This window comes from Enterococcus sp. C65, assembly GCF_040887165.1.
In the GTDB taxonomy this organism is placed as follows: Bacteria; Bacillota; Bacilli; order Lactobacillales; family Enterococcaceae; genus Enterococcus_B; species Enterococcus_B hirae.
On sequence record NZ_JBFOFG010000001.1, the window covers coordinates 37,654 to 64,019 of the forward strand.

Sequence of the window (26,366 nt, forward strand, 5' to 3'; positions counted from 1 at the left end):
TAAACGTAGATAAGGAGTTGAACAGGATGGAAGAAAATTTAGCAGCAACATTTGTCAAAAAGAAGCAGGAAAATCGTGTGTTAAAAACATTTAAAAAAAACCGACCTTTATTTTTCCTTTCTTTACCAGGAATTATTTGGTTTGCGATATTTTCCTATTTTCCACTTTTTGCGATTTTAGTGGCGTTTAAAGATTTTCGATTAAGTGGTAATTTTTTTGAGAGTTTTATGAAGAGTGATTGGGTCGCTTTTAAAAACTTTGAATTTATTTTTAAAAGTGGGAATGCTAGCCTGATTATTCGCAACACGGTTGGTTATAATGTGCTGTTCATTGTTATGGGAATCATCGTGCCATTGATCCTTGCATTATTGTTAAATGAAATTTTCAGTAAGCGACTATCAAAATTGTATCAAAGTGTCATGTTTATTCCTTACTTTCTTTCGATGGTCGTTGTCAGTTATATCGTATTTGCATTTTTGGACCCGACAAATGGGTTTATCAATCAGTTTTTGATAAGTATTGGGAAAGAGCCGATCCAATTTTATATGCAAGCAAAGTATTGGCCTTATATTTTAGTCGTTGTACAAATGTGGAAAACGATGGGCTACAATATGATTATTTTTTTAGCCGCAATATGCGGGTTTGATAAATCTTATTACGAAGCAGCTAATCTTGATGGAGCAACAAAATTCCAACAAATCTGGTATGTCACGATTCCTATGTTGAAACCGGTGATCATTATGTTGACGATTTTAGCAGTAGGGGGGATCTTTCGGACAGACTTCGGATTGTTTTATCAAGTGCCAAAAGATTCAGGGGCGCTTATCAATGTGACACAAACCATTGACACTTATATCTATCGCGGATTGTCGTCTATGGGAGATATCGGTTTATCGGCTGCTGGTGGACTGTTGCAGTCAGTAGTTGGCTTCTTTTTAGTGTTAGGAACCAACATGATCGTCAAAAAAATCGATAAAACACAAGGAATCTTTTAAGGGAGGAAAAAGAGTGGAAGCAAAAAAAACACTAGGTGAATCTTTGAACCGATTTGGACGAATCAGTAAAAAAAATAACCTTTTGATTAGTCTGGGTTTAGGGATATTGACCTTTTTAACTGCTGTTCCTTTTATTTTAGTTTGTATTATCGCCTTTACTGATTCAGAATCGATCCAACGAAACGGGTACCGACTGCTACCTGAAAAATGGAGCCTAGCAGCTTTTCAAGCAATTTTTGAAGAAGGAGCGATTTTTTCCGCTTTCGGTACAACGATTTTCATTACGATCATTGGGACCGTCATCGGTGTGTTTTTAATGTCGACCTTTGCGTATACCCTTTCTCGAAAGACTTACGCTTATCGAGGGTTTTTATCAAGGTATTCTTTGATACCCATGTTGTTTAGCGGTGGGATGATTGGTAATTACATTGTGGTTGTGAATGTTTTAGGGTTGAGGAACTCTATCTGGGCATTGATTTTACCTTTGTGTATGTCCACGTTTTCAATCATGGTTTTGAAAACGTTTTATCAAATGTCTGTCCCAGAAGCATTGATTGAATCAGCATATATCGATGGTGCCAGTGAGTGGTTGATTTATTTTAAAATCGTACTTCCGTTATCGTTACCAGGTATCGCAACCATTGCCTTATTTTTAACCTTAGGCTATTGGAATGATTGGTTTTCAGCATTACTTTATACAGATAATAATCAATTGGTACCGTTACAGTATTTGTTGATGAAGATGGAGAATAATATTGAATTTATTGCAAACAATGCTGGAAAAATGGGGATGACCCAAACCGGTGCTTTACCCACTGAAACGATCAAAATGGCGGTGGTAGTAGTAGCTACTTTACCGATCTTGATTGCATATCCTTTTTTTCAAAAATATTTTATTGGTGGTTTAACTGTTGGCGCAGTGAAAGAATAGTATAGGAGGAAAAATAATGAAAAAATTTGTATTGCTAGGAGCTGCATTATTAGCAGGAGGTCTTTTAACAGGATGTTCAAGTAACAAAACCAGTAATGCGAGTGAGTCTGGTACGGTGGATCTTACTTGGTACATAACGGGTATTCCACAAAAAGATGTGGCAAAAGTGAATGAGGCGGTCAATAAGTATACAAAGGACAAATATAATGTCACAGTGTCTCTTAATCAAATTGACTGGGGTGAATATGACCAAAAGATGAGCGCACTGGTCAATGCCGGAGAAAGCTTTGATCTCGCATTTACTGCTTCTTGGCTAGGAGGATTTAATTATTTAACCAATGCTCGAAAGGGCGCATTGTACGATATCACAGAATTACTTGATAATGAAAACCAAGGATTAAAAGCTGAAATCTACGAGAATTTTTGGAAAGGTTCCACCATTGATGGAAAGATATATGGGGTACCAGCGCAAAAAGAAATCGCTGCTACGGAATATTTTGTCTTCAATAAAGAACTAGTTGATAAATATGATGTTCCGTACGAATCAATCAAAACCTATGATGAACTTGAACCATGGCTCAAAACGATCAAAGAAAAAGAAGGAATCAATCCTTGGTACATGTCTGAAGGTTACCGAAACCCTTATAAATTCGATGAATTATCAACATCCGTTGGGATCAACCTTGAAGGAGATGAAGGGAAGATCGTCAATTATTATTTTGAGAAACCATACGTTGAACGGGTTGAAAAAGTGAGAGATTTTATGAAAAAAGGCTATGTGAATAAAGATGCAGCACTGGCAAAACAAACCGATATTGTTGGGAAAGAATGGTTTGTTACTTCAACCGTGATGGGACCACTTGATACAGCAACAGTCAAAGACCAAGTGAAAAAAGATGTAGTGGTAACGCCTATGGTAGATTCAATTGTGACGAATGCTTCAGCAATGGGTGGCGGTACGGTGATCAGTGCGAACTCGAAACATCCAAAAGAAGCGATGAAGCTACTAGAAGCTGTAAATACCGACGAAAAATTGATGAATCTCTTATCCTATGGTATTGAAGGAACACATTATGAAAAAACTGGGGAGAAGACAATCAAATGGTTAGATGCTCATAGTAATTATACGATGCCATTTTATATGTTTGGGAATTACTTCAATCTTTATCACCAAGAAGGTGCGCCAACAGACGAATGGGAAGTGTTGAAATCTTATAATGAGCAAGCAGAAGCATCCCCAGCACTTGGATTCAACTTTGATACGAAAGCTGTGACAACGCAACTTGCTGCTTTGAATAACGTACAAGAAGAATTTAAAGCATTGATCAACACTGGCTCAGTTGAAACACAAGAGAATTTGAATAATATGAAGAAAAAAATGAATGCGGCTGGACTAGATGAAATTATCACGGAAATGCAAACACAATATGATAGTTGGAAAAAAGAACAAAAATAATACAGATAGTACAAGCCAGGAGCTCAATTTTTTTAGTTGTTTCCTGGCTTTTCACTAGAAAAGAGGAATAGTGTGAAAAAATTACTAGAATTTGAACGTGTGCAACGAATCATCATAGAGTTAAAAAAGAACATGATCAAAACTGCGATACCTGTTGAGAATTTAGTTTTTCATTCTGAAACGGGGACAAAAGAATTTGAAAGAGGTGCTTATTTTGGCGAAAAAAATCAGTACTATACAATTGCAGGAGAACTCTGTTTACCAAATGAATTTCAAAATCAAACAGTCGATTTAGCAATCTTTTCTTCACTAACTGAATGGGATTCAACGACAAACCCTCAAATAAAAGTGTATTTTGATGATCAGCTGATCCAAGGGTTAGATGTTAACCATACGACTTTGCGGTTACCCAAAGAATATGCCTCAAGAGATCGGATTCCATTGCAAATCGAGGTTTTTTCAGGTCGGGAGGAAAAAAAATATCCTTTGACGGTTGAGCTAAGGCTGATCGATCCTTTGTCTTATGAACTCTATTACGATTTGTTCGTGATATTGGATAGTTGGCGATCGCTAAACGAGCATGACTCGAATTATATCTATTATGAAAGAGAATTAGGACAAGTAGTTGATCAATTGAATTTTTATAAAACTTATAGCTCAGAATATTATCAAGGATTAATGAAAGCAAAAGAACACTTAGAACGTGCATTTTATCAAACAGGCTTAGTAAAAAATGCTCCTCGTGCCTTGGTTGTTGGTCATACACATATCGATTTGGCTTGGTTATGGACAGTGATGCAGGCGGTTGAAAAGGGAGAACGTAGTTTTTCGACTGTATTGAAATTAATGGAGGAATATGATGAACTGACTTTCATTCAGAGTCAACCACAAATGTATCAATTGATCAAAGATACCTATCCGCAACTATATGAGAAAATCAAAGAAAAAATTGTTGCAGGCAAGTGGATTCCAGAAGGGGCTATGTGGGTAGAAGCAGATTGTAATCTTGCTTCAGGTGAATCATTGGTCCGTCAATTTCTTTATGGGAAACAATTTATACGCGAAGAGTTTGGTCAAGAAAGTCAAATTTTGTGGTTACCAGATGTTTTTGGTTATTCTGCAGCTTTACCGCAAATTTTGAAAAAAACAAACACGCCCTATTTCATGACAACAAAACTTTCTTGGAATCAATTCAATCAGATTCCTTATGACAGCTTTTTTTGGCAAGGAATCGATGGTAGCCGAGCGCTAACTCATTTTATTACGACAATCAGTGACGGTTATAGCCCGACACCTTACTATACGACTTACAATGGACTACTCGATCCTTATACGGTGAAAGGAAGTTGGGAACGCTACTTAGATAAGGATGTCAATGACAGTATTTTGATCGCTTACGGTTATGGAGACGGTGGTGGAGGACCAACACGAGACATGTTGGAAACGTTGAAGCGTATGAAAAAAGGTTTGCCGAGTATGCCCCAAGTCATTGAAAGCACAGCGATTGATTTTTTTGAAGAACTCTCAGAAAAAATGACCAAACATCAGGAAAAAGAGTGGCTCGGAGAACTGTATTTTGAATACCATCGAGGAACATACACCTCAATCGGGAAAAACAAGCGCAACAATCGATTTGGTGAAACGTTATTACAGACAGTTGAAAAATTATATAGTATCTTTGCCCGAGAAAAATATCCAGCTGAAATGTTGGAAAAATCATGGAAACAATTATTGTTAAATCAATTCCATGATATTCTTCCAGGAAGCGGAATCAAAGAAGTTTATGATCAGACAGATATTGATTATCACGAACTTTTCACTGAAATGAACCAATTAATTGACACAGTGTTGCCAAGTCACGATGCAGGACAGTTTCTTTATCTGTTCAACCCTAGCGGAGTAAGTGAACAAGTCATCGTTCCATTACCACTGGAGTCAGGAGAATGTCTGGAACATCAAGGTCAGTCGATTGTCAGCCAAAAAACGTATGATGGACAATTCTTAGGACGATTCGATCATTTACCTGCTCTCGGTGGGAGTTATTACACTATTGTAAAATCAGATCGTGAAGTCACGACTAAAACGGAAACCACTCCTTTAACTAAGCAATACGAGACACAAGACTTTAGTCTTTTATTCGACGAACACTATCGTATGATCAGTGCATTCGATAAAAAGAACCAACGAGAAATCGCTGGTAAGAAAGCAGTGAACGAACTACTGGTTTACGAAGATCTGCCTTTAAATTATGATGCATGGGACATTGATTTTTACTATAAAAATAAACCAACAATCATTACCGATATTCAAGAAGCATTGATTGTTGATCAAGGTCCGATTCGGGATACGTTGAAAATCGTTAGAAAGTTTTATGATTCGACTATTACGCAATACATCCATTTGATTCACGGAAAAGCACGAATCGATTTTGAAACGAAGGTTGATTGGCAGCAAAATCATAGTCTCCTTCGAGCGGAGTTTCCAGTGCCTGTCAATGCCTATCAAGCGACTTATGATATCCAGTTTGGCAATCTACAACGACCGGCGCATAAAAATACTTCGTGGGACAAAGCAAAGTTTGAAGTATGTGGACATAAATGGGTCGATTTATCCGATGATGGCTATGGGATTTCATTATTGACAGATTCAAAGTATGGCTTTGATGCTCAATACCAACATTTAGGAGTCTCATTGATCAAATCCGCCACAGATCCTTATGAAACAGCAGATCAAGGCAATCATCAGTTCACCTACTCGCTTTATTGCCATGCTCAAACGTGGAAGGAAGCGAAGACCCAAGAAGAAGCTCGTCAATTAAATATCCCTTGTTTGGCTGTTCGTCAAGAACAGAAAACTTTACCAGAAGGTTCGTGGGTGAACTGTCAAGAACGAAACATTTGTCTGGAAACCTTAAAGAAAGCTGAAACGGATGGATCCATCATTATGCGGGCTTATGAATTTGAAAATCGCCAAACAACAACGGTCTTAAAATTTTCTCAGCCAATTCAACATGTACAGATTTGCGATCTATTAGAAAATCCGATTGAAACAGTCGCTTTAGACAGTGAGCATGAGGTAACAGTGGTGTTCAAACCTTACGAGATCCATACCTTCAAAATCCAATTAAAGGAGCAGAACGATGGGTGATTTGCAAAAATTGTTGCAAAAAATGACACTAAAAGAAAAAGTTGGACAATTGAATCAACGATTGTATGGCTGGCAAGTCTACGAAAAAAAAGACGGAAAGCTTTTTTTGACGGACTATTTCAAAAATGAAGTGAAAAAATATGGCACGGTCGGTGTCATTTATGGGGTATTTCGTGCCGATCCTTGGTCTGAAAGAAATGAGCTGACTGGATTAACAACCAGTGAGGCACAAGAAGTCAGTCAGATGATCCAACAATACATGAAAAAAGAGACCCGTTTAAAAATACCGGTCTTATTATCCGAAGAATGTCCTCATGGGCATCAAGCCTTAGAAGCCACCACTTTGCCAACGAATTTTTCAGTGGGATGTAGTTGGAATCCAGAACTTTACCAACAATTGCAAGAAGTCGTGGCTGCTGAGTTACAGGAAAAAGGGGCTCATCTTGGACTGATTTCGACTTTAGATCTATTAAGAGATCCACGCTGGGGCAGAACAGAAGAATGTTTTAGTGAAGATCCGTATCTAACAGCAGCCTTTACCCAAGCAGCTGTAACTGGTTTACAAAAAGAACAAAAAATTAAAGCTGTGTTAAAACATTTGGCTGGTCAAGGAAACGTCATGGGAGGACATAATTCTGGTCCAGTGGCAATCGGAGAGCGTGAGTTAAGGGAAATCCATTTACCCGCCATTCGAGCAGGAATTAAAGCTGGCGCAAAAGGCTGTATGGCAGCGTATAACGATATTGATGGTGTGTTTTGTCACACGAATCCCCATTTGTTACAAGAAATTTTACGAGAAGAATACGGGTTTTCTGGAATCGTCATGGCCGATGGTTGTGCATTAGATCGAGTGGCAGAAACTTGTGGCGATCCATCAATGGCTGCAGCCAAAGCCATCTCTAGTGGAGTTGATCTTAGCTTATGGGACGAGGTGTTTCCTTATCTAGAACAAGCAGTGGCTATTGGGCTGGTAAGTGAAGAAGTGATTGATCGTTCTGTTTTAAGAATTCTTGAGTTGAAAAGCGAATTAGGTCTTTTCTCTAGCCAAAGTTCACCGAAAGTTTCTTTTACTTCGGCACAAAAAGAAACGTTGTGTACAGCTTTGGCAGAAGACAGTCTAGTATTGTTGAAAAATGACAATATATTACCTTTGAAAAAAGAGAAATTAAATCAAATTGGAGTTGTAGGACCTCATGCGAATAATATCTATCATCTATTAGGTGATTACACGCCTTTTAAAAAAATAGCATCATGTTGCAATCTATTGCAGGGGATCGAAGAGCACACGGCAAATTCAACTACCCAATTGGCTTTTGCTCAAGGCTGTCAGATCACAACTGATCTACCTCAAGGACTAGACGAAGCAAATCAAGTAGCTGAAAATGCAGATGTCATTGTCGTGACTTTAGGTGGGTCCAGTGCCAGAGATTTTTCAACGGCTTTTGCTAAAAATGGCGCTGCATTACAGGGATCACAAGAAATGACTAGTGGGGAAAATATTGACCTAGCCTCGATCGAACTACCGGAATGCCAAATTAAACTAGTCAAGGAATTAGCAAAACATGGAAAACCAGTCATTGCCGTTTTGATTGAAGGCCGACCTCATAGTATCTCAGCGATTGAACCACATGTTTCAGCGATTCTTTTCGCTGGCTATCCAGGACAATACGGAGGAAAAGCGATCGCGAATGTTCTTTTTGGGAAAAATCCGAATGGTAGATTAGCGTTTACGATTCCCGAGCATTCAGGTCAATTACCCGTTTATTATAACTATCGAAATACTCAATTTAAAGAAACGTATACCGATTATCCTGAAAAGCCAATCTATCGTTTTGGCTATGGCTTAAGCTATACATCGTTTGAATTGACCGATGTACTCTTTACCGATCATCAAGATCATTCGATTAAGGTTTCTTGTCGATTGAAAAACACAGGTAATCATAGTGGAGCAGAGACGATTCAAATTTACGGGAAAAAACAACAAGGTTTTATTCCCCCACGAGAAAAAGAATTGCTGGTATTTAAAAAAGTACATCTAACCCCATTGGAAGAACGAATGATTGAAATTATCCTAACAAAAGAACAGTTATACTATTTAGATGAAACGTTTAAAGAAGTATTGCCAAGAGAAGTTCATTTGACAGTTGAAACAGTTACCTTTAAACAAAGTATTCAATTATTTAGAAAGGTTGATGATCATGAAAAAAGCACATGGTGTATCCGCAGTTGAACAGGAAAACGAAGACCGTAAGCTGCGAAAAGACATTGTCGAAAACCATCAAAGCGAAACAGATCATTACCAGGAGTTACCCGCTAATATCCAAAAAAAACTCGATTGGTTTCAAGATCAAAAACTGGGAGTGATCTTTCATTGGGGGCTGTATAGTATTCCCGGTATTGTAGAGTCTTGGCAATTGTCACAAGAAGACAGCTGGGCAAGAAAAATACCTTGGCGCACGAACATGGTCGAATTACGAGAAGATTATTGGGGGTTGATCCATAGTTTCAATCCTTATAAGTTTGAACCAACTAAGTGGGCAGAGCTGTGCCGACAAGCTGGTTTTCGCTACATGATTTTTACAACAAAACATCATGACGGCTTTACAATGTATGATACAAAGTATTCGGATTATAAAGTAACTGCAGCGACATGTCCCTACCATAAAGCGCCTCAAGCAGATATTTTTAAGGCAGTTGTCACCGCTTTTAGAAAGGAAGGACTAGCGACAGGTGCTTATTATTCAAAACCAGATTGGCATAGCTCTTATTATTGGTTGCCAGAAAGAGAAGCGACTGGGCGATACGCAAATTATGACCCAAAAGAGTTGCCTGAAGTCTGGCAGAAATATGATCGGTTTGTTACGAATCAACTCACTGAAATTAGCCAAAATTATGGCCAACTTGATATCTTATGGTTAGATGGAGGCTGGGTGAATCAGGGCAATGAACAACTCGATATGGAAAGAATAGCGAGTGAAGTCAGGCATTCTCAGCCAGATCTCTTGATTGTCGATCGAACCATTGGCGGGGCCTATGAGAACTATGTGACACCAGAAAGAAAAATACCTGAACAACCACCAGTCAAAGTATGGGAAAGCAATATCCCATTAACCAAAAATTGGGGCTATTGGCCAAATGATGAATATAAAGAAGTAGCAGAAGTTATTCTATCATTCGTCCAGATCGTTGCAAAAGGAGGAAATCTACTACTAGGAATCGGACCTAAACCAAATGGAGAGTTACCTACAGAAGCGGTAGCGATTTTAGAAAGACTAGGCGATTGGTTGGAAAAATATGGCGAAGGAATCTATGAGACAAGAGCAGTACCGTTTGATTCCCCTGAAGGCTGGTATGTGACCCAGAAAAATGGCGATTATTACTTTTTTTATAAAGAAAACGCTTCATCTTTATTGCTGTCTGAGGTAGGATTGGATTATAGAAACTTTACCATTCAAGAACTGTCTGAAAAAAATCAGGTAATGGGATCAGAAACTTTAGTACCAGGAAAAACGATAGAGGGCATTGGTTGTTGGCAACTAATGGCAGAATAAGGAGTGGATGCTACTTGATGAATGAATCAAACAAGCCAATATCTGTTACAAAAGCACCTTCTTTAAAAGAGCGTGGCGTGATTTTAGATATTGGACGTAAATTTTATTCAATGGATTTTCTGAAAAAACTTGTAGACTACATGGCTTCATTGAAAATGAATGCTTTGCAACTTCACTTTTCTGATAATGAAGGATTTCGGTTGGAATGCGAAACAATTCCAGAAATCACATCAGAAAAATTTTTGACGAAACAGGAAATGACAAAATTGATTGATTATGCGGAGCAAAAGGGGATCTCTGTGATTCCAGAGTTTGATAGTCCTGGCCATTTGCAACGGTTGTTGGCAATCTATCCACAATGGCAAATGGAGCGAAAAGGCGAGGATTCTTTGATTTTTCCCACTAATCGAGCCCTTGATATCACCAAAAAAGATGCGGTCGCCATGATCAAAAAGATGATAAAAGAATATGCAGAGTTATTTCATCGTTCCGATTATTTCCATTTAGGGGCAGATGAATACATTGAATTTTCAGAGTTGGACAAATATCCTGCATTAAAAGCACAAGCAATCGCTGAATACCACGACCCAACTCGTCAGTATGATGTTTTCATCGACTACATCAATGAGTTAGCAGACTATGTCGAAACATTAGGTAAAAAAGCTAGAATTTGGAATGATGGTGTCTATAAAAAAGGACTGCTCATGAAAAGTAAATTAAAACCTTCTATTCAAATTACGTATTGGACGAAACATCAAGCAACAATGGCGACTGCGGGGGAATTTCTCACTCGTGACCATCGATTGATCAATGTCAACGATCAATTTTTCTATTTTGTTTTAGGAGAAGGTGCCAGTTATAAATATCCTACAGCTCAAAAGATTCAAGACCACTGGACGATTAATCAATTTCCTGAAAACCAACGATTAACAAACGAACAAATGAAAAAAGTACAAGGTGCCTATTTTGCCATCTGGAGTGACTACCCTGATGCTTTGACTGAGAATGAAGTCTTAACAATGATTAAAGAACCATTAGCTGCACAACAGCAAATCATCTGGCACGAAACAATATGAACAATCAGTGATCAAAGAGGTGAATCTATAGTTGATGTTGTCTTCAATAATTGATCCTGGTGTTTCTTAAAAGTTGTCCAAACAAAAAAGCCGAAGATTTCAAAAATTGTTTCTTTTTTGACATTCTTCGGCTTTTTTAGATCTAGAAATTGTTACCAGGTTCTTAACTATCTAATCAATAATAAGATCTGGTTAGAACGATTCTCGTACCAAAAGGCATCAACGCTAATTTAGCTAATTTAAACGACTGTTTACCAAATGGAATACCAATGATCGTAATATAGAGTATAAGACCACTAATCACGTGGGCAATCGCTAATGGGAGTCCACTGATAATCAACCAGATGATATTGATAATTAAAGAAGTCCCACTATCGCTATAAATCACTTCTTTACCAAATGGGAAAAAGCTAAGAGTTGCCAGCTTAAAACATTGTAACCCGATTGGAATACCAATGATCGTTATACACCAAATGACTCCTGCTAAAAACCAACCAATCCCACCGATACAGCCTCCAAAAATAAACCAAATCAAGTTTCCTAACATTCTCATTTTAACACCTACTAAATTTTTTCCCATTATACCATGTAATGGTTCTTAGAGTTCCTTTATTAAAGTTATTTAATTATGTGTTTTTTGTTTTGAATAAATGTTTTTTAATATTAATTATATATAAAAATAGTTATTTAATGGTGAACTAAGAACAGAAAGAATGTGAATGGCAAAGTGGGTTTGCTTAATTACCTTAATAAAGAAAAGTGATTGACTTATGCATCTTTTAGATATATCATTCTTGTATCTAAAAGATAGATAAGGAGGAAGAAACATGATGAATGAACTGTTTGTTCTAGGAGAATTGATGGAATCACCACAAAATGGTTATCACTTAAGAAATGCAATGCAGGCTTCTTTAGGCAAAAATCGCAAAGTCAGTTTTGGTGTTTTATACCCATTGTTAGACAAGTTGGCAAAAAATGGCTTAGTCACTATTACTGTTAATGAAGAAGGCCGTACACAAAAGACTGCCAGTATTACTGATAAAGGACGTCAACGATTTTTTGAATTAATGAAACAAGACGTTCCCAGTGGCGCTCATACAGAAGAAATTTATTTAATCAAACTCGATTCGATGCAACATCTCTCATTAGACGAACAAAAAGAATTGTTAATGGTCTACATACGTGAAAAACAAATCACGGTTGACGAAATCAAGGGCTATTTAAAAAAACTAGACGAAGTAAAAAAAATTGATCATTGGTATGCGACTAAAAAGTTAGAATTATTACTTGGAAAAGCCCAGTTAGCAATCCAGTGGGCAGAAGATTTTCTATCAGAACTGCCTTATGTGGAAGAATAAGCATGATCATGGTGTAGAACAAAACGTGACAGTTCTTAACATCAGGTCGATTTTAAAACGTCATAAAAAAGCAACGATACTGTAACTTTATATTAGTTACAGTCTCTTTTATACAAAAAAATATATATCTAAAAGATATATTAAGGACGATGGATGGAGGAATGAGCATGTCTCAACAAATCAAAATTGCCTTAGTAATGGCAATGAGTTTATTTATGGAAATATTAGATGGTACGATTGTTACAACAGCTTTACCCAAAATGGCGACCACTTTTTCAACAAGTATGTCACAAATCTCACTTTTAATCAGTGCGTATTTAGTCACAGTGGCGATTTTTATCCCAATGAGTGGCTGGTTAGCCAATTATTTTGGTAAGAAAAAAATCTGGCTTCTGGCTGTTTTCCTATTTACCATTAGTTCATTAGGGAGCGCCCTTGCGCCTAGTTTTGGGGTTCTTTTAGGAATGCGAATGTTGCAAGGTTTCTCTGGAGCGTTGATGACACCTACTGCACGATTGATCGTTTTTGAAAAAACGCCAGTCGACCAACTATTAAAAATGACGAGTTATCTTGTTTGGCCAGCATTAATCGCACCTGCGATCGCTCCTATAATGGGTGGAGCAATCATTACCTATTTAAGTTGGCATTGGATTTTTTTGATCAATTTGCCAATCGGTATGTCGATCTTGATTCTAGGATATTCATTGATTCCGTCAGACCAAGACCTGATCAAAAATAAATTTGATTGGCTCGGTTTTGTGGAAATGGCAACGGCATCCACCTTACTGGTAGTCGGTGCAGAATTATCTTCACGAGACGGTCTTTCATTTGAGATAGCAGGAATTGTGTGTATCGTGAGTGGAATAATATTTCTTTTGTTCACATATCAACATTTAAATAAAGTCGAACACCCCTTATTTTCATTAAAGGCTCTTTCAAAGACTTCTTTTAGAATTGGCCAAACCAGTGGGGCAATCCTATGGTTATCTGTCGGAGCGATGCCATACTTGTTGACGATCTATTTACAAAATATTTTTCATTGGTCAGCAGTCGTTGCAGGAAGTTATGTTATTTTCATTTTTATTGGAAATATTGGGATCAAACCCTTCACGACATCGATTATTCGCTCACTTAACTACAAAGGGGCATTGATTGCGTCATTCCTCATGATTTTGAGTAGTTCTTTCTGTTTAGTTTTCATTGAATCAACCACGTTTCCAGCGATTATTATGTTACTAGCTTTTGCCTCAGGAATCGGACGCTCGCTCGCACTCACAGCGTTTATGGGATTAAGTTTATCAGAAATTCCACCACAAGAACGCAATAGCGCCAATACATTGAATACAGTTGTCCAATCTTTAGCTCAAGGATTAGGGGTATCATTTATTACGTTGGTGATTCATTTATTGGAAATCCAATTGTCGATCCCACTGGCTTATAGCCTAGGTTTTGCTGTTTTAGGGGCGCTAATGCTTCTGCCAATCATTGAAATCCTAAAAATCCCACAAACAATGGGCATAGCGACAATGAAGAAATAAATCTAAATATAGTAGACAGGTAGATTTATTGAAGAAAGATTTGTACTAAGGGTACTTTACAATCAAAAATCTACTAAAAAACTAGTCCTTCGCTGACTTGATTGAGCGAGGGGCTAGTTTATGTAGCGTTTTATCGAAAAGCCACATTGGTAGTAAGTTGAATAACGACACTTCGATTCAAACAAACGCCAACTCTATTACCAATAAGCAAATCAAGGATCATAGATTAGCGAGTCAGTACAAGCAATTGTTTTAAGTAATTGGCTAAAAACTCTGAATGACTATTCTGATTTTTTGATCAACACAAGAACAAGTAACAATCCAATCTTTCCAAATAGGAAAAATCCTTTGTGTGACTCGGACACAAGTTAGCTTTCCTTAAAATATAATCGAGCCTTTTTGATAAAGTTTCTTTGAGTATAGGAGAGGAATGTCACCCAGTAAACGATAATTCAAACCAATGATAATCAACGAGAACGCCTAAAAAAATCTGTAATCTTCACAATAGTTCTAATAAGCGAAGTATCAACGAATTGATTCTTTTAATAAAAATTATTTAAAAATTTTTATTATATAACAAATTAATACTCTTGTTATTGATTTACAATGTAATTGTCAGAACGATAAGCGAGAGGAGAAAATAATGGTTTTTAAATTCTTACAAAAATTCAAAGAAGCCAATCAACTGGAAAGCAGCGCTCAAGAAGTGGTTTCCAAACAATACTTAGAAATAAGAAAAACGTCTTTTGTGCAAAAGAAAGATGAGAAGATCGTAATCGACTTTTTAAGTGACATGGATAAAGATTTCGGTAGTAGCCAAGATGATCGAGTGAGGCAAGGAGAACATTTTGAGCAATTTTTAGCAGCAGCTTTCCGATTAGCAGGATACGGGGTTGAGATAACGAAGAAAAGTTATGTCAAAGATCATCGTAAGTATGTGGGAGATGGAGGTGTCGATTTAATTTTGACGAAAGAAAAAAAGCGGATCGCGGTACAAGCAAAATCCAATCGCTTAAACGCAAAACCCACACCGACACTGATTGGACGTAAAGATATCACTAATTTTTCAGGAATTTCAAATAAAAATTGGGATAAAAAAATGTTTATCACCACTTCATTTTTTTATCAACAGGTCTATGAAGAAATTGAACAAAATGAAAAAGCAAAAGAAATCGAGTGGTATGATCGCTACGGGTTATTACAATTATTAAATCAAATCATACCAGATACGATGCTAAAATTTCAGCTTTTAAATTCTTTGCCAATGGGTATAAAAATATGCCCCAAATGTAGCGAAGGAATCATAATTAATTGTCGGAATGGAAAAACCGGCCATCTATTTAAAGCATGTTCCTTACATTGTGGTCATACAGAAAAGTTCAACACAACGGAATGATTACATTAGTCAGCGATTCTTTTTCCAAAATCTCTACATATACTAATACAGTGATACTTCGATTGAATGCTAGTCAATACTATGGACGCTAAGACAGCGTTATAGTTTAAAAAATCCACAAAAAATATGTGATGCAGCCATACTTGGGAATAATTCCCCGTCAATTTTTCAATAGAAAGAATAAACAGTTCAAACAAGTGATTAAGAAAGGACTCTAGAATGGATAAATGACAAAAATACTCAAAGTAAAGCAAATTGAAGCAATGAAATTTTATACGGATATCTATCGAGAAGCAAGTTCATTCAGAAACATGTGGGTAATCAAACCCTTTTATCTGTTTTTATATGTTCTTAGCCTATGGATTAATACGTTATTTATTCTAGTTATTTTGGGTAGTAGTTTTTTATATTTAACTGGAAATACTCATGCTTATAATAATATTGAAACAATCTTTTACCAATTCATCGTGGCGACTGCGTTTCTGTTATTCTGTTACTATAAAAGATATCGAACAAAGCATGGTCGTCCTAAAAAATACCATAATTATTTATATAAACGAAAAGCCGAAAGAATGCTCGACGAACGAAGTATCAATCAATTGATTTTTGATGTGGAATACTTGATCAAAAAGAAAGAAAACCACGGAACCAGTATGTTAAGTATTTACCAAAACTTTATCGTAGCTTTGTGTTTTCCCATTACAATCTATCTCATCCAAAATTTTTTTGAGAAAGGCAGTATAAATTTTAGTACTTTTCTAATCAGTCTTTTTCCACTGACATTCATTTTTGGGATTTTTAAATCGAATAATTTATTTATATTAGTAAAAAGCCTTTAAGTTGAAGATTATTATATGCTTGTTCATGTAAAAAAAGAATTAGAATATATGAAGACAATCAAAATAAATAAGACCAAACGTTGAAAATCGGTATTTATGTGTCTCACTCAATCAATAGAAAAATAAACAGCACCTAATCTTTTCCAAAACAGTAAAACCGTCATTTTAGAGGTAGGTTATATTCAATCTAAAGCTCAAACTCATCCTCACAATGATATGGGGTCAAGCTATTAGTAAATATCTGGAATACGACTAAGGCTAGAGTGCGCGGAATAAATTCATAAAGAGAGGGATATTAGATGAAGTATATCACTAAAAGTTGGTCATTTATTTCTATTTTAATCTTATTAATCATTTTTGAAATAGTTAACACATATCTTATTTGTCAGTTTCCTATTTATTTACGAATAGGCATACTTATGCTCATTGGGTGGGGATATGAAATAATCATAAGACGTTTTTTAAAACATTAACTATAAAAAAATATGGTAGAACATCATGAAAAAATACTATAAGATTATCTCTGATTTACGTTGAGCAACTTTAGAATCAGCGCTTAATACAGTATTTTCAAGAAAATAAGATAGAATTAAAAAAGGTTAGGCTGGTTTCCTACGAGAACTAGCTATAATGATGCTGGAATAGCTATAGCCGGAATAATATAGAGGAGTGAGTTTTCTTGTATAAAAACTGGAAAAAGTATACGAAAAACCATCCCTACGCTAGTATTATCATTGTGGCGTTAGTAGCCAGTTTAATAGGTATTTTTATCGAATATTTACTGAATCGAGACTTTCTAAGAAGCGGCTTTGGAGTAACGTTGATTTTGATTATCGGGCAGATAGTTGTTGTAAAGAAAAATAAGAAATAATTTACTGAAATAAAGTGTCGGGGTAAGGAGAGTTTAAGTAATACAAGATTTAAAATTTTAAATAATAAATATTCAAGTCATATCTGAAATTTGATATGACTTTTTTGCTTTTAGATTTTTTGAACAGTATAAAGAAAATGATTAATTTTGCAGAAGAAAAATTATCTGTGGATACAAATATCTTGTTTTTTTAAAATGATTTTTTATTTATAACGTTTAGTTAATAGTATATATCTACAAAGTAATCTTTCAGAAATATGGCTAGTAAAAGTAAACGTAGACGATGTATAATAAAGATGTTTTAATATGTTATAGATATCTTGAACAATAAGATATTTTTTATTAAACTTTTGAATTTTTTTGATCATAATTATATTGATGCCATTAGGAGATACATTGTTATGGGAACAACACTAATTACTAAAAAAGATTTACTTAAAAAATTAGATATAACTACAGAAGTATTAAATTATTTAGTTAGACATGGTATGCCAAAAGATGAAGAAATGTTTGATTTTGCCAAAGTGATTTCATGGAGAGAAGAATGGTCAAAAAAAATATTGGGTAATATAGAAGTGGGTGAAGTTTTTACTAATAAAGAAGTTGCAGAGAAATTTAAATGTTCTATGCAAGGCGGAATGAGAAGATCCCATAAAACTAATACTCTTGTACTCTTTAGTGATCAAACAGGAGGCAATGTTTATAAAGATAAATGGTTAAATGGTATTTTACAATACACAGGTATGGGTTTGAATGGTGACCAACTATTAGATAAAGCTCAAAATAAAGTTTTAGCTAATTCAAAATCTAATTTTGTAAAGCTTCATCTATTTGAAACCTTTAAACCAAAAGAACACACATATTTAGGAGAAGTATATTTAGCAGGAAAAATATATACTGATAATGAGCAAGATAATAGCGGTAAAATGAGGAAAGTATATAAATTTCCTTTAGCTTTAATAAATCAAAAGCAATTGATAGAAGATAAAGAGATATACAGTCATGAAGAGAATCAAATTAGATATGTTCGTAATTTGTCTAATATTAAAATAGAAGAGGAGGCAAGAAAAATTAGCAGTTATAACAAAAAAATGGCTGTTAAATATGGTAATAAAGAAGAGTTTTTATTTTCAAAAACAAAAGTATATAAACGAAATGTTTTCATATCCGAATACGTTAAGCGACTTGCAAAAGGCATCTGCCAACTCTGTCAAGAAAAAGCACCATTTATAAAAGACGGTGTACCTTATTTGCATTGTCATCACATAGAGTATTTATCAGAAGGGGGGAAAGATGTAATTGAAAATTGTATTGCATTATGTCCAAACTGTCACGCTAGAATTCATGAACTTGAGTTGCCAGATGATAAAGATAAACTAATTAAGATTGTTGCGGAGAGAGAGTATAAACTGAATCACATATAAAGAAAAATTAGCAACTTCGTTAAACCTTCTATACTTTTATAGGTACTGTATTATGCGAGCGTTCGCTATAAAAAGACTGGGTTGTATCAATATTTGTTCGAAGTTCTTTTTCATGGTCTTCTGGTAAATAGGCGTCTTCTAGAATCATATTAGAAAATGCGTGAGATTTTCCAAGATAGGGAATATCTTCATAGTAACGGAGGAGCTCATACATTTTTGTAAAGTTCTAGGTTCGAGTATTAGGATCGGAAAGTCATTGTCAAATAAAGTAACTTTTACGCTTTATGGATATTTAAATATAAAATAATGAAACAATTGAACAAAAGAGAAAGGGTATGCTATAATAAACATGAAAAAAGGAACTGCGTCAACAGTTCCCTTTTGACAGCACCGCTAAAGACGGTGGCAAGTTATATAGTTATCTCAAAAAGGAGTAACCAATCTCTCGCTAAAGTGACGGTTACTTCTTTTTGTCGCTTTTGTGGGCTAAGGTTAGAATGCCAAAAATCAGTGTTGCGATCAAAGATCCAAAACTGATCATTAGCCCTAACGCTGCTTCCACAGACAAAAGGCGTCTCCTTTCTCTAAAGTTTGAGATTATGTGCATAAGCACCACCTCACTTTCAGATTAGATAGCCACCGTCATTAAACTTTACTGTCATAACTGATTATAGCATATAGGATTTGTTATTATTACCTTAAAAATAAAAAACAACTGTTCTTTTGTTTTGAAAATTGAATAGAAGAATAAACGTATGCTATAATGAAGATGAAAAAAGGAACTGCGCGAACAGTTCCCTTTTGATAGCACCGTTTAAGACGGTGGCTCAGTTTAATTATAGTTACAAAAAATAACCGTTAAACTGCCTAAGTGTAAATTGCGGTTATTTTTTGTCGTTTTTGTGATTGCTGATTGTCAGAACTAACGTTGCAAAAGCTATTGCAAACATTAGCGCTTCAAAAACAGACAAGCTTATCCTTTCTAGGAAGCAAGTCACAAATCAACATAGGCATCACCCAATTTCTATTGGGATTAGCCACCACATAAACTGTGCTGTCTCAACTATATATAGCATATAGACCTAGTTATTTTCTTGAAATTTCAAGTATAATTAGGTCTATTTTTTTGCTTAAAAATAAGAAACCAAGAGGGATTGTGAACTGAAAAAAGATCAAGAAAAAGGACAAAAACAAAAACTTTTTATCCGTGAAAACGTAAGTATATTAGAATCGATGGAAGTTAAAGTTATTTAGTCAAATAAGAAAAATTAAAGTTGCTTTATAACATAAGAAAGAAACAAAATAAAATAAGATTAAGGGGAACAAAAATCAATGAAACAACCAATCCCGCAGAACAAAAGGTTTCTGCGTATATCCATATCCCGTTTTGTGAGCATATCTGTTCATTACTGTAACTGGCTGACTAAAATTAGTTCTTTTATTTAAAAAATTCAAACAGTTATGACTTTAAAAACGCTTTTTATGATGAGGTAAACTAATAACATCGTTATTAGTTTACAGTTGTATCGTCATATAAGACAAATAAAATAATTGGGAGGATACATATTTTTAAATGAAAATTAGTATTACTTACATCTGATTTGGTTGTCTCTATTACTCCATCAATCTCGATAGGATCAAATGTATTTGCTAATGAAAATACAGAAATTTCGTTGAATCAATCAATAGACAGAACTATTACTGAATAAAAGCTTACTGAAGGATTCAGGCAATTATTTAATTTAAATATTGATGATTTAATCACTATTTTGAAACAATAAGGAATTGATCCATATACAATTTTTACTGCTAGCGAAATAGCATTACAAAGAAGAAAAGAGCTACTTAGGGCTAGGGTAAATAAAGTATTTAATTTCAATAACGAAACAAAAGATATTTATTTGAACTCTTATATTGCGACTACTGCAAAAACTGTTGGGCTTGCAGTGATTGTACATTATGTAGATTTAGGATAGCTCAAGCTATTACTGGTTCTATCGGAACCACGATTCATACAAGTAAAAGAATGATTATTCGTGTAAATAAACAACCAGGATGAAAAGGGGTTCGAATATTGATTGTTGAGTAATCATAAGTGTACGCAGCCAATAAAGTAAAGAAATCTTGATTGGCTGGTGTTTTATATGAATTATTTATCTAAAATATGGCTATTTGTTCAATATTTAATATTACTAGTGATTTTTGAATTGATTAACATATTTATTATTTATCGTTTTCCTATTTATGTGAGAATTGTAATACTTGTTCTCAATGCTTGGGGATATGAAATAATCGTAAGCCATTAAAAAAAACATCGTTATAATCATAAGCAATAAAGAAATTGTTACATAAAATCATGAAAAAAAGACAACAGAATTATCGCTGATTGGTTAAACAATTGTTGGCCAAAAAACAAAAGAAATGATGAAGTACATAGTTAATGGGATAAGCAGTAAATAATAAAAATTAGTTAATGTGGATAAAAATGGTTTGAACAAGGTCATATCTTAAACGTAGATATGACTGTGACTATTAAAATGTGTTAAAGATAATGTCTCACATCCAAATGAAACTTTTTATGGCATTAAATTGTCGTTGTGGTACTCTACATTTGCGACGACTAGAAAGCATTTTCTTTGTTTGGCATAGATTTTATAGTTGTTGTGTTTTTTGTCTAGCTTTTTACTTTCCATAGGATAAGTAAAAAGCATTAAATGAAAAGGAGATGGATACTATATGAAAATAGGTAAACTGATTACTGCTGCTCTTGGTGTGGCGAGCATAGCAAATGAAGCTCGTAGTTTAGGACACCAAAATCAAGGAAGGGAATTAGAACGAAATCCGTATGTAGAAAACTTGGGTAGAATTAATTTTTTACCTGATGACATTCATCCACACGAAGTTCAACACTCGAAACACAACAATGGGATGAACGCTGACCAAACCTCAAGACTACTAGACGAAATGCAAAGAGATGATCCAAGACACCCCTATTCAGCTCAAATATCTAAAAAAAAATCTAAAAAATCTAAAAAAAATGATGAAATTCATCCACACAAAGTTCGACACTCGAAACACAATAATGTGATGAACACTGACCAAACCTCAAGACTATTAGACGAAATGCAAGTCGATGATCCAAACCCCTATTCAGCTCAAAAATCTAAACAATCAAAAGAAATTGATGTAGAATTTTCAAAGCATCTCGAGGATCAAAAAGCTCATGGCGGAGCAATTTATCAACTAGTGGAAAAAGAGTCAGAATTTGTCAAACTTTTAAAGAGATATATTACTGAAAAACCTGCAGAAATTAATCTATTAAAATCATACCGTGAGCAGTCTGAAGAATTATGCAAAGAATTACGTCTTGTGAGGAATGATTTAAAAACTTTTGTGAATAAGACAGAACAGAAGTTGGAATCGCTTGAAAAATATTTAAAAAATGATGGAATAGAGAATAGAACAGAAGTAGAAGAATATGAGTTTCGTTACCTAACGGACTTAGACAATCTAAAAAACAAAAAAAGGGAGGCCAATAGTTTTTTAGTGAATTGTAGAAAGCTAACAAGATTCCTAAAAAATGAGATAAACTACCTGAGAACTCCTGCAGTGCATTCTCTTGAAACAGAAAGTCCTACTATTTTTTCACAAGAGTCTACAAAATCAAAAGGAACCCATTTGGGTAGCACTTATAAAACGACGATAAGTATGCCTGAAATAACGAATAAACCTACAACAGCGCTACCTACTCTTTCTCCACAAGAAGAATCTATAGCAATAAGATTTGAAGATCTTTCAAACAATTTCAACATGGCAACTAAAAATATAAAATATTTACGTGAACAAATTAATGAGTTCCATTTACAGTTACGCTCGAATAAGAAAATGTCTCCTAGTGATATTCAGCAGACAGAAAAAAATCTTAATATTTTTGAGAATATCATCCTTCCAACATTAAAGTGTGAAAAAACGAATATTCAATATGCAATAATTAATGAGAAAAATTGTATAGAGTTGCTTGTAAAAGAAGGAAAATTAAGCCCCTCGTTAGCAACAAAGTATACTGATGAATACAATAAACTCATTAATAACTTTGAACAATCTAATAACAGAAGAAATAAAAGAGACCAGTCAATGAAACCTACTCTTTCAGAAAAACTAACAAATACTGCTATAAAAAATAACAAAGAATTTTCAAGAACTAAACGAGAGTCAACTTTTGAAAGGTAGTCTATAAAAAAGTGTGTAAACCCCCAGAGGTTGTATCAAGTGATGCAGAGTTTTTCAAATGGATAAACCTAAAGAAAAGAATGATTAAAAGAATTAGATTTAAAACGTACATACAACATAAAAGACAGAATGAAATAGCTAAGAAGTTCAGCAATTGAGGAGATACTTGTTGAATTACCATGTGCCTGGTCTTTTTTGATTAGTCACTGTATAAACATTACTGTCTTTACCATTACACTCATATCTCTTTATTGGCAGAAGCAGGCGTTCCGATTAAAGCGATCATGGAGCGAGTGGGTCATTCCAACATGAAAACAACTTTAGAAATTTATAACCAAGTAACCAATACAACCAAAGAAAAACTAGTCCAAGAAGTCGATTCTTGGATTTTTTAGTGGATTTGTTTGGAAAATACGGTTAGTATGCGTATATGAGAGGTTGTGAAAGCGATGGTATGCTTCAAGAATTAAGAGCGAAAAATCGAAAATAGCTTTCCATATTTTTGAATATTTTGAACTTAATTCCGTAGAAGCAATCGCTTGAACACCGTTTAAAGAAGGTCGAAAACAGGTACGACTTTTCGACGTAAGGAGAATTTAGTTTAATGAATGAAACAACCAATCCCGCAGAACAAAAGGTTTCTGCGTATATCCATATCCCGTTTTGTGAGCATATCTGTTCATTACTGTGACTATACCCACAAATAAACTAAAGCTAAAGTTTCTGTGTCAAACTTGCAAGCCTATTATCTTTTACATGGGTGGCGTTCAGGTATAATTAATAAGGAAACAGTCGCTATTAATTGATGAAAGGAGAAAAATTTGTTAGATTTTCATAAGTTATTGAGAAGGTATCAAGATTCATTTATATATGTTAATGAACGTAAGAAAGCAATGAATGTTTTGAAAGAAATAGTTGATGTTGAAGAAAAATCGATTGAGTTTTTACCAGAAAAACGCATCGAATTGTTAGTAACAAATGTCGTGAATTCAATCTATTTTGATCAATCAAAAGAAGTATCAATAAAGCTCTTTTATGTGATAAATAATGAAAAGAGTAGAAAATATTATCAACATCCATCTTTTATTACAGATGGAACAGATTCGTTGCTAGAAGATGACAAGTTATATGTCTTTTTTGATGAATCAGTTGGGATAATTGAAACAAATAGTTCACTTTTGGAGTCTGATGTTCGTATACTTTCTGGTATTACACATGAGAATGTTGAAAAAAAAGATATCTATTTCATGGATTATATTTCTGCTTTTGAACACAGAAATGAAATAAATAAATATTAATTATAAACCTACCATTGGATCATGAAGTATTATCGCTTGATTCAATGGTAGGTTTCTGTCTTTAGGTCCAAAGGAAAAAACAGTTACACGTTAGAAGAAAGAGATTCACTCTAAAAATTTTTAAAGTAGAACTTTATAAGAGAAAGAATTTGTCAAACTGTGACGAATTAAAAGTGAATGTATCTGTTTATACAAATCAAACAAAGAACATAAAATCTGAAGAAAAAAACGTTGAAGTGTAGGGGGTAGAGGAATCGGAGAAATTGACGAATAATGTAACTAAAATATCTAAATTAACAGATTCGAAAGACTACTCAAACTTAAAAAAGGTTATGGTAACCGAATATAAAACAGAATTACACGTAGAAGTGATTTTCTTGCATAAAAATTGGATACAATATACCAAAAGTCATTGTATATATTAGTATTAATTTCATTCAAAATTATTATTTAGTTTAAAAAGATAGAAGTAATAAAGCTATTATTTGAAAACACTTTTATAGCATAGGGAATTACTTAATAAGAAGCAGTGCACGGATAAAACAATCAATAGATGAAACAACCAATTCCACAGCACAAAAGGCTTCTGCGTATATCAATGCCCCGTTTTGTGAGTATATCTGTTGTTACTATTAACTAAACTACAGTTATTAGAATTATCATTACGCTTTTTTATAAATGTCGTATAATGGATATAAGTGTATTAGTGAAGGAAAGGCATCCTGAAGTAGTCCTTCATATAATGATCAAAGATTACCAAATAATATTTCTGAAGTGCATTATGCAGCAGATAATATCCGCTTAGTCCTACCGATACAGTATACTTCAAAAGAGTTGGAGGAGAGATTACATGACTGAGAAAGAACAAGTGCAACAAATCGTGAAAAAGTATAATAAAAGTATTGCTGATTTATCAGAAAATGCTACAGCTAAAGAATTTAAAACAGTGATGAAATATGTAGCAGATGAAGCCAATCGCAAGCAACGAAAATTAGTTGGGTTGGATAAATAATTTTGAACAGTGAAGTCATATCTGAAACGTGTATATGGCTTTTTACTCATTAATATTCATTTTAACCTTTGATGGAAAAATCAATCATCCCTTTATTAAATATTTCAGTTCTTATGAAGAATATCCTCTAGCAAACTTCAAATACTGGAGGATTCTTTTTCTAAGCGCTGATTTACTCATAAAAAAGTAGTTGGCTACTTCGTCAAAGTTTCTACATTTTCTTAGTGCATAGGAAAGCGCTTGATCGTTCGCCATAAGAATACTGACGCCTATATTGGCTCTAAGTTCTTTTTCATAGTCTTCTGGTAAACAGGTGTCTTCTAAATTCATATCAAAAAATGCATGAGATTCTCCAAGATAGGGTATATCCCTATAGTAATAGATTATCTCATGCATTTTTGTAAAGTTTTGGCGTTCAAGCATTAAGTTTTGATTGGTGTTGATGATGATCTCACCATATACTTTCGTAATTGATCCAAGCATTTTCTTACTTAAGTTATTTTGAATAGTAATAAGTCACTTCATCTGAGCGTTCATTATAAATAAAGTAGAGAATTAAAAAAATTACTTAAAACAGGAAATGTCCAAACGTCGCTATATGTATTTGTAGATATCTTATTCTTTACTGTTACTACTTTTTTTAATAAAAAATGGGCATGGAAAATTTGCGGTAATTGATATTAAAGAGTAGGAAGAATACGAGAATTATAAAATAGCGAAACAAGTTTCTCAAGAATTAATGAAAGCGGAGCAAAGTGATAGTGTGAGCAATAAAGAGATGGTGAAAGAGTTTGGATTATAGTTGATAGTTTTTCAAATTAGAGTGACAGATAGATTACAATATAATTCTTTATAAGATTGAGGTAGAAAAACAATTGTTGATTTTGAGAATTTACTCAAATCGAGAAGATCTTGTCAAAAAATGTCTGCTCTTTGTGGAAGGTTAAATGTAGAATGATGAAACAATTGAACAAAAGAGAAAGGATATGCTATAATGAACATGAAAAAAGGAACTGCGCTAACAGTTCCCTTTTGACAGCACCGTTTAAGACGGTGGCTCAGTTTAATAATAGTTACAAAAAATAACCGTTCAAACTGCCTAAGTTTAAATTGCGGTTATTTTTTGTCGTTTTTGTGATTGCTGATTGTCAGAACTAACGTTGCAAAAGCTATTGCAAACATTAGCGCTTCAAAAACAGACAAGCTTATTCCTTTCTAGGGATCAAGCCACAAATCAACATAGG

At 34.5% G+C, this 26,366-nt stretch carries 19 protein-coding genes and 2 pseudogenes; 18 read left to right on the top strand and 3 right to left on the bottom strand.

Annotation, left to right across the window (positions count from 1 at the left end; translation table 11 throughout):
* Window positions 1-26 precede the first annotated feature (26 nt).
* The 7 genes from AB3I12_RS00160 to AB3I12_RS00190 all read left to right on the top strand — a co-directional run bounded on the left by AB3I12_RS00160 (window position 27) and on the right by AB3I12_RS00190 (window position 11,156).
* A complete protein-coding gene (locus AB3I12_RS00160) occupies window positions 27-995 on the top strand; it encodes a sugar ABC transporter permease (RefSeq protein WP_063627236.1) in 969 nt (322 codons plus the stop codon).
* Window positions 996-1,008: 13 nt separating this feature from the next.
* Entirely contained in the window at window positions 1,009-1,926 is a 918-nt protein-coding gene (locus AB3I12_RS00165; protein ID WP_010737756.1) for a carbohydrate ABC transporter permease, read from the top strand.
* Between the two features lie 16 nt (window positions 1,927-1,942).
* A complete protein-coding gene (locus tag AB3I12_RS00170; protein WP_034866998.1) occupies window positions 1,943-3,382 on the top strand; it encodes an ABC transporter substrate-binding protein in 1,440 nt (479 codons plus the stop codon).
* A 72-nt stretch (window positions 3,383-3,454) separates the two neighbouring features.
* Complete coding sequence (locus tag AB3I12_RS00175; RefSeq protein ID WP_063627234.1) at window positions 3,455-6,529, top strand: glycoside hydrolase family 38 C-terminal domain-containing protein; 3,075 nt, start codon at window positions 3,455-3,457, stop codon at window positions 6,527-6,529.
* Window positions 6,522-8,759, top strand: coding sequence for a glycoside hydrolase family 3 N-terminal domain-containing protein (locus AB3I12_RS00180; protein ID WP_063627233.1), 2,238 nt, complete (start codon window positions 6,522-6,524; stop codon window positions 8,757-8,759). The genes AB3I12_RS00175 and AB3I12_RS00180 overlap by 8 nt, the downstream gene beginning before the upstream one ends.
* Complete coding sequence (locus AB3I12_RS00185) at window positions 8,728-10,080, top strand: alpha-L-fucosidase (RefSeq protein WP_063627232.1); 1,353 nt, start codon at window positions 8,728-8,730, stop codon at window positions 10,078-10,080. The genes AB3I12_RS00180 and AB3I12_RS00185 overlap by 32 nt, the downstream gene beginning before the upstream one ends.
* Window positions 10,081-10,097: 17 nt before the next feature.
* Window positions 10,098-11,156: a family 20 glycosylhydrolase gene (locus tag AB3I12_RS00190; RefSeq protein WP_231105502.1), complete on the top strand. Its 1,059-nt coding sequence runs from the start codon at window positions 10,098-10,100 to the stop codon at window positions 11,154-11,156.
* Window positions 11,157-11,331: 175 nt separating this feature from the next.
* Here AB3I12_RS00190 and AB3I12_RS00195 read toward each other — a convergent pair whose 3' ends face one another.
* Complete coding sequence (locus tag AB3I12_RS00195; RefSeq protein WP_010718913.1) at window positions 11,332-11,709, bottom strand: YccF domain-containing protein; 378 nt, start codon at window positions 11,707-11,709, stop codon at window positions 11,332-11,334.
* 274 nt (window positions 11,710-11,983) lie between these two features.
* On the opposite strand from AB3I12_RS00195, the gene AB3I12_RS00200 reads away from it, so the two are divergent.
* The 6 genes from AB3I12_RS00200 (at window position 11,984) to AB3I12_RS00225 (ending at window position 18,582) form a co-directional block, all read left to right on the top strand.
* A complete protein-coding gene (locus AB3I12_RS00200; protein WP_063627230.1) occupies window positions 11,984-12,514 on the top strand; it encodes a PadR family transcriptional regulator in 531 nt (176 codons plus the stop codon).
* A gap of 167 nt (window positions 12,515-12,681) precedes the next feature.
* A complete protein-coding gene (locus AB3I12_RS00205; protein WP_063627229.1) occupies window positions 12,682-14,052 on the top strand; it encodes an MFS transporter in 1,371 nt (456 codons plus the stop codon).
* Window positions 14,053-14,695: 643 nt separating this feature from the next.
* A complete protein-coding gene (locus tag AB3I12_RS00210) occupies window positions 14,696-15,448 on the top strand; it encodes a restriction endonuclease (protein ID WP_010718916.1) in 753 nt (250 codons plus the stop codon).
* Between the two features lie 227 nt (window positions 15,449-15,675).
* The gene (locus tag AB3I12_RS00215; protein ID WP_231105501.1) at window positions 15,676-16,287 is read left to right on the top strand and encodes a hypothetical protein; all 612 of its coding nucleotides are present in this window, start codon (window positions 15,676-15,678) and stop codon (window positions 16,285-16,287) included.
* A gap of 679 nt (window positions 16,288-16,966) precedes the next feature.
* A complete protein-coding gene (locus AB3I12_RS00220; RefSeq protein ID WP_010718919.1) occupies window positions 16,967-17,158 on the top strand; it encodes a hypothetical protein in 192 nt (63 codons plus the stop codon).
* A gap of 401 nt (window positions 17,159-17,559) precedes the next feature.
* On the top strand, window positions 17,560-18,582 hold the full coding sequence (locus AB3I12_RS00225) for an HNH endonuclease signature motif containing protein (protein ID WP_063627228.1): 1,023 nt from the start codon (window positions 17,560-17,562) through the stop codon (window positions 18,580-18,582).
* Between the two features lie 460 nt (window positions 18,583-19,042).
* Here AB3I12_RS00225 and AB3I12_RS00230 read toward each other — a convergent pair whose 3' ends face one another.
* The gene (locus AB3I12_RS00230) at window positions 19,043-19,189 is read right to left on the bottom strand and encodes a putative holin-like toxin (protein WP_231105500.1); all 147 of its coding nucleotides are present in this window, start codon (window positions 19,187-19,189) and stop codon (window positions 19,043-19,045) included.
* 2,129 nt (window positions 19,190-21,318) lie between these two features.
* On the opposite strand from AB3I12_RS00230, the gene AB3I12_RS00235 reads away from it, so the two are divergent.
* The 5 genes and pseudogenes from AB3I12_RS00235 to AB3I12_RS00255 all read left to right on the top strand — a co-directional run bounded on the left by AB3I12_RS00235 (window position 21,319) and on the right by AB3I12_RS00255 (window position 25,122).
* Window positions 21,319-22,812 carry a hypothetical protein gene (locus tag AB3I12_RS00235; protein WP_231105499.1) on the top strand — a complete coding sequence of 498 codons (1,494 nt, stop codon included), beginning with the start codon at window positions 21,319-21,321 and terminating at the stop codon, window positions 22,810-22,812.
* A 233-nt stretch (window positions 22,813-23,045) separates the two neighbouring features.
* Window positions 23,046-23,207: pseudogene (locus AB3I12_RS00240) on the top strand (site-specific integrase); the annotation flags it as partial.
* A gap of 426 nt (window positions 23,208-23,633) precedes the next feature.
* Entirely contained in the window at window positions 23,634-24,110 is a 477-nt protein-coding gene (locus AB3I12_RS00245; RefSeq protein WP_231105498.1) for a hypothetical protein, read from the top strand.
* A 706-nt stretch (window positions 24,111-24,816) separates the two neighbouring features.
* Window positions 24,817-24,968: pseudogene (locus AB3I12_RS00250) on the top strand (zeta toxin family protein); the annotation flags it as partial.
* Window positions 24,961-25,122, top strand: coding sequence for a hypothetical protein (locus AB3I12_RS00255; protein ID WP_143354163.1), 162 nt, complete (start codon window positions 24,961-24,963; stop codon window positions 25,120-25,122). The pseudogene AB3I12_RS00250 and the gene AB3I12_RS00255, both read left to right, overlap by 8 nt.
* A gap of 111 nt (window positions 25,123-25,233) precedes the next feature.
* Here AB3I12_RS00255 and AB3I12_RS00260 read toward each other — a convergent pair whose 3' ends face one another.
* Window positions 25,234-25,605: an ImmA/IrrE family metallo-endopeptidase gene (locus AB3I12_RS00260; RefSeq protein ID WP_155727571.1), complete on the bottom strand. Its 372-nt coding sequence runs from the start codon at window positions 25,603-25,605 to the stop codon at window positions 25,234-25,236.
* Between the last annotated feature and the right edge of the window lie 761 nt (window positions 25,606-26,366).

Bases quoted from the DNA above. Each gene is read 5' to 3' on its own strand.
- AB3I12_RS00160 (WP_063627236.1), top strand. From the start codon at position 27: ATGGAAGAAAATTTAGCAGCAACATTTGTCAAAAAGAAGCAGGAAAAT.
- AB3I12_RS00170 (WP_034866998.1), top strand. From the start codon at position 1,943: ATGAAAAAATTTGTATTGCTAGGAGCTGCATTATTAGCAGGAGGTCTT.
- AB3I12_RS00180 (WP_063627233.1), top strand. From the start codon at position 6,522: ATGGGTGATTTGCAAAAATTGTTGCAAAAAATGACACTAAAAGAAAAA.
- AB3I12_RS00185 (WP_063627232.1), top strand. From the start codon at position 8,728: ATGAAAAAAGCACATGGTGTATCCGCAGTTGAACAGGAAAACGAAGAC.
- AB3I12_RS00190 (WP_231105502.1), top strand. From the start codon at position 10,098: ATGAATGAATCAAACAAGCCAATATCTGTTACAAAAGCACCTTCTTTA.
- AB3I12_RS00195 (WP_010718913.1), bottom strand. From the start codon at position 11,709: ATGAGAATGTTAGGAAACTTGATTTGGTTTATTTTTGGAGGCTGTATC.
- AB3I12_RS00200 (WP_063627230.1), top strand. From the start codon at position 11,984: ATGATGAATGAACTGTTTGTTCTAGGAGAATTGATGGAATCACCACAA.
- AB3I12_RS00205 (WP_063627229.1), top strand. From the start codon at position 12,682: ATGTCTCAACAAATCAAAATTGCCTTAGTAATGGCAATGAGTTTATTT.
- AB3I12_RS00210 (WP_010718916.1), top strand. From the start codon at position 14,696: ATGGTTTTTAAATTCTTACAAAAATTCAAAGAAGCCAATCAACTGGAA.
- AB3I12_RS00215 (WP_231105501.1), top strand. From the start codon at position 15,676: ATGACAAAAATACTCAAAGTAAAGCAAATTGAAGCAATGAAATTTTAT.
- AB3I12_RS00225 (WP_063627228.1), top strand. From the start codon at position 17,560: ATGGGAACAACACTAATTACTAAAAAAGATTTACTTAAAAAATTAGAT.
- AB3I12_RS00230 (WP_231105500.1), bottom strand. From the start codon at position 19,189: ATGCACATAATCTCAAACTTTAGAGAAAGGAGACGCCTTTTGTCTGTG.
- AB3I12_RS00235 (WP_231105499.1), top strand. From the start codon at position 21,319: ATGAAAATAGGTAAACTGATTACTGCTGCTCTTGGTGTGGCGAGCATA.
- AB3I12_RS00255 (WP_143354163.1), top strand. From the start codon at position 24,961: ATGACTGAGAAAGAACAAGTGCAACAAATCGTGAAAAAGTATAATAAA.
- AB3I12_RS00260 (WP_155727571.1), bottom strand. From the start codon at position 25,605: ATGCTTGGATCAATTACGAAAGTATATGGTGAGATCATCATCAACACC.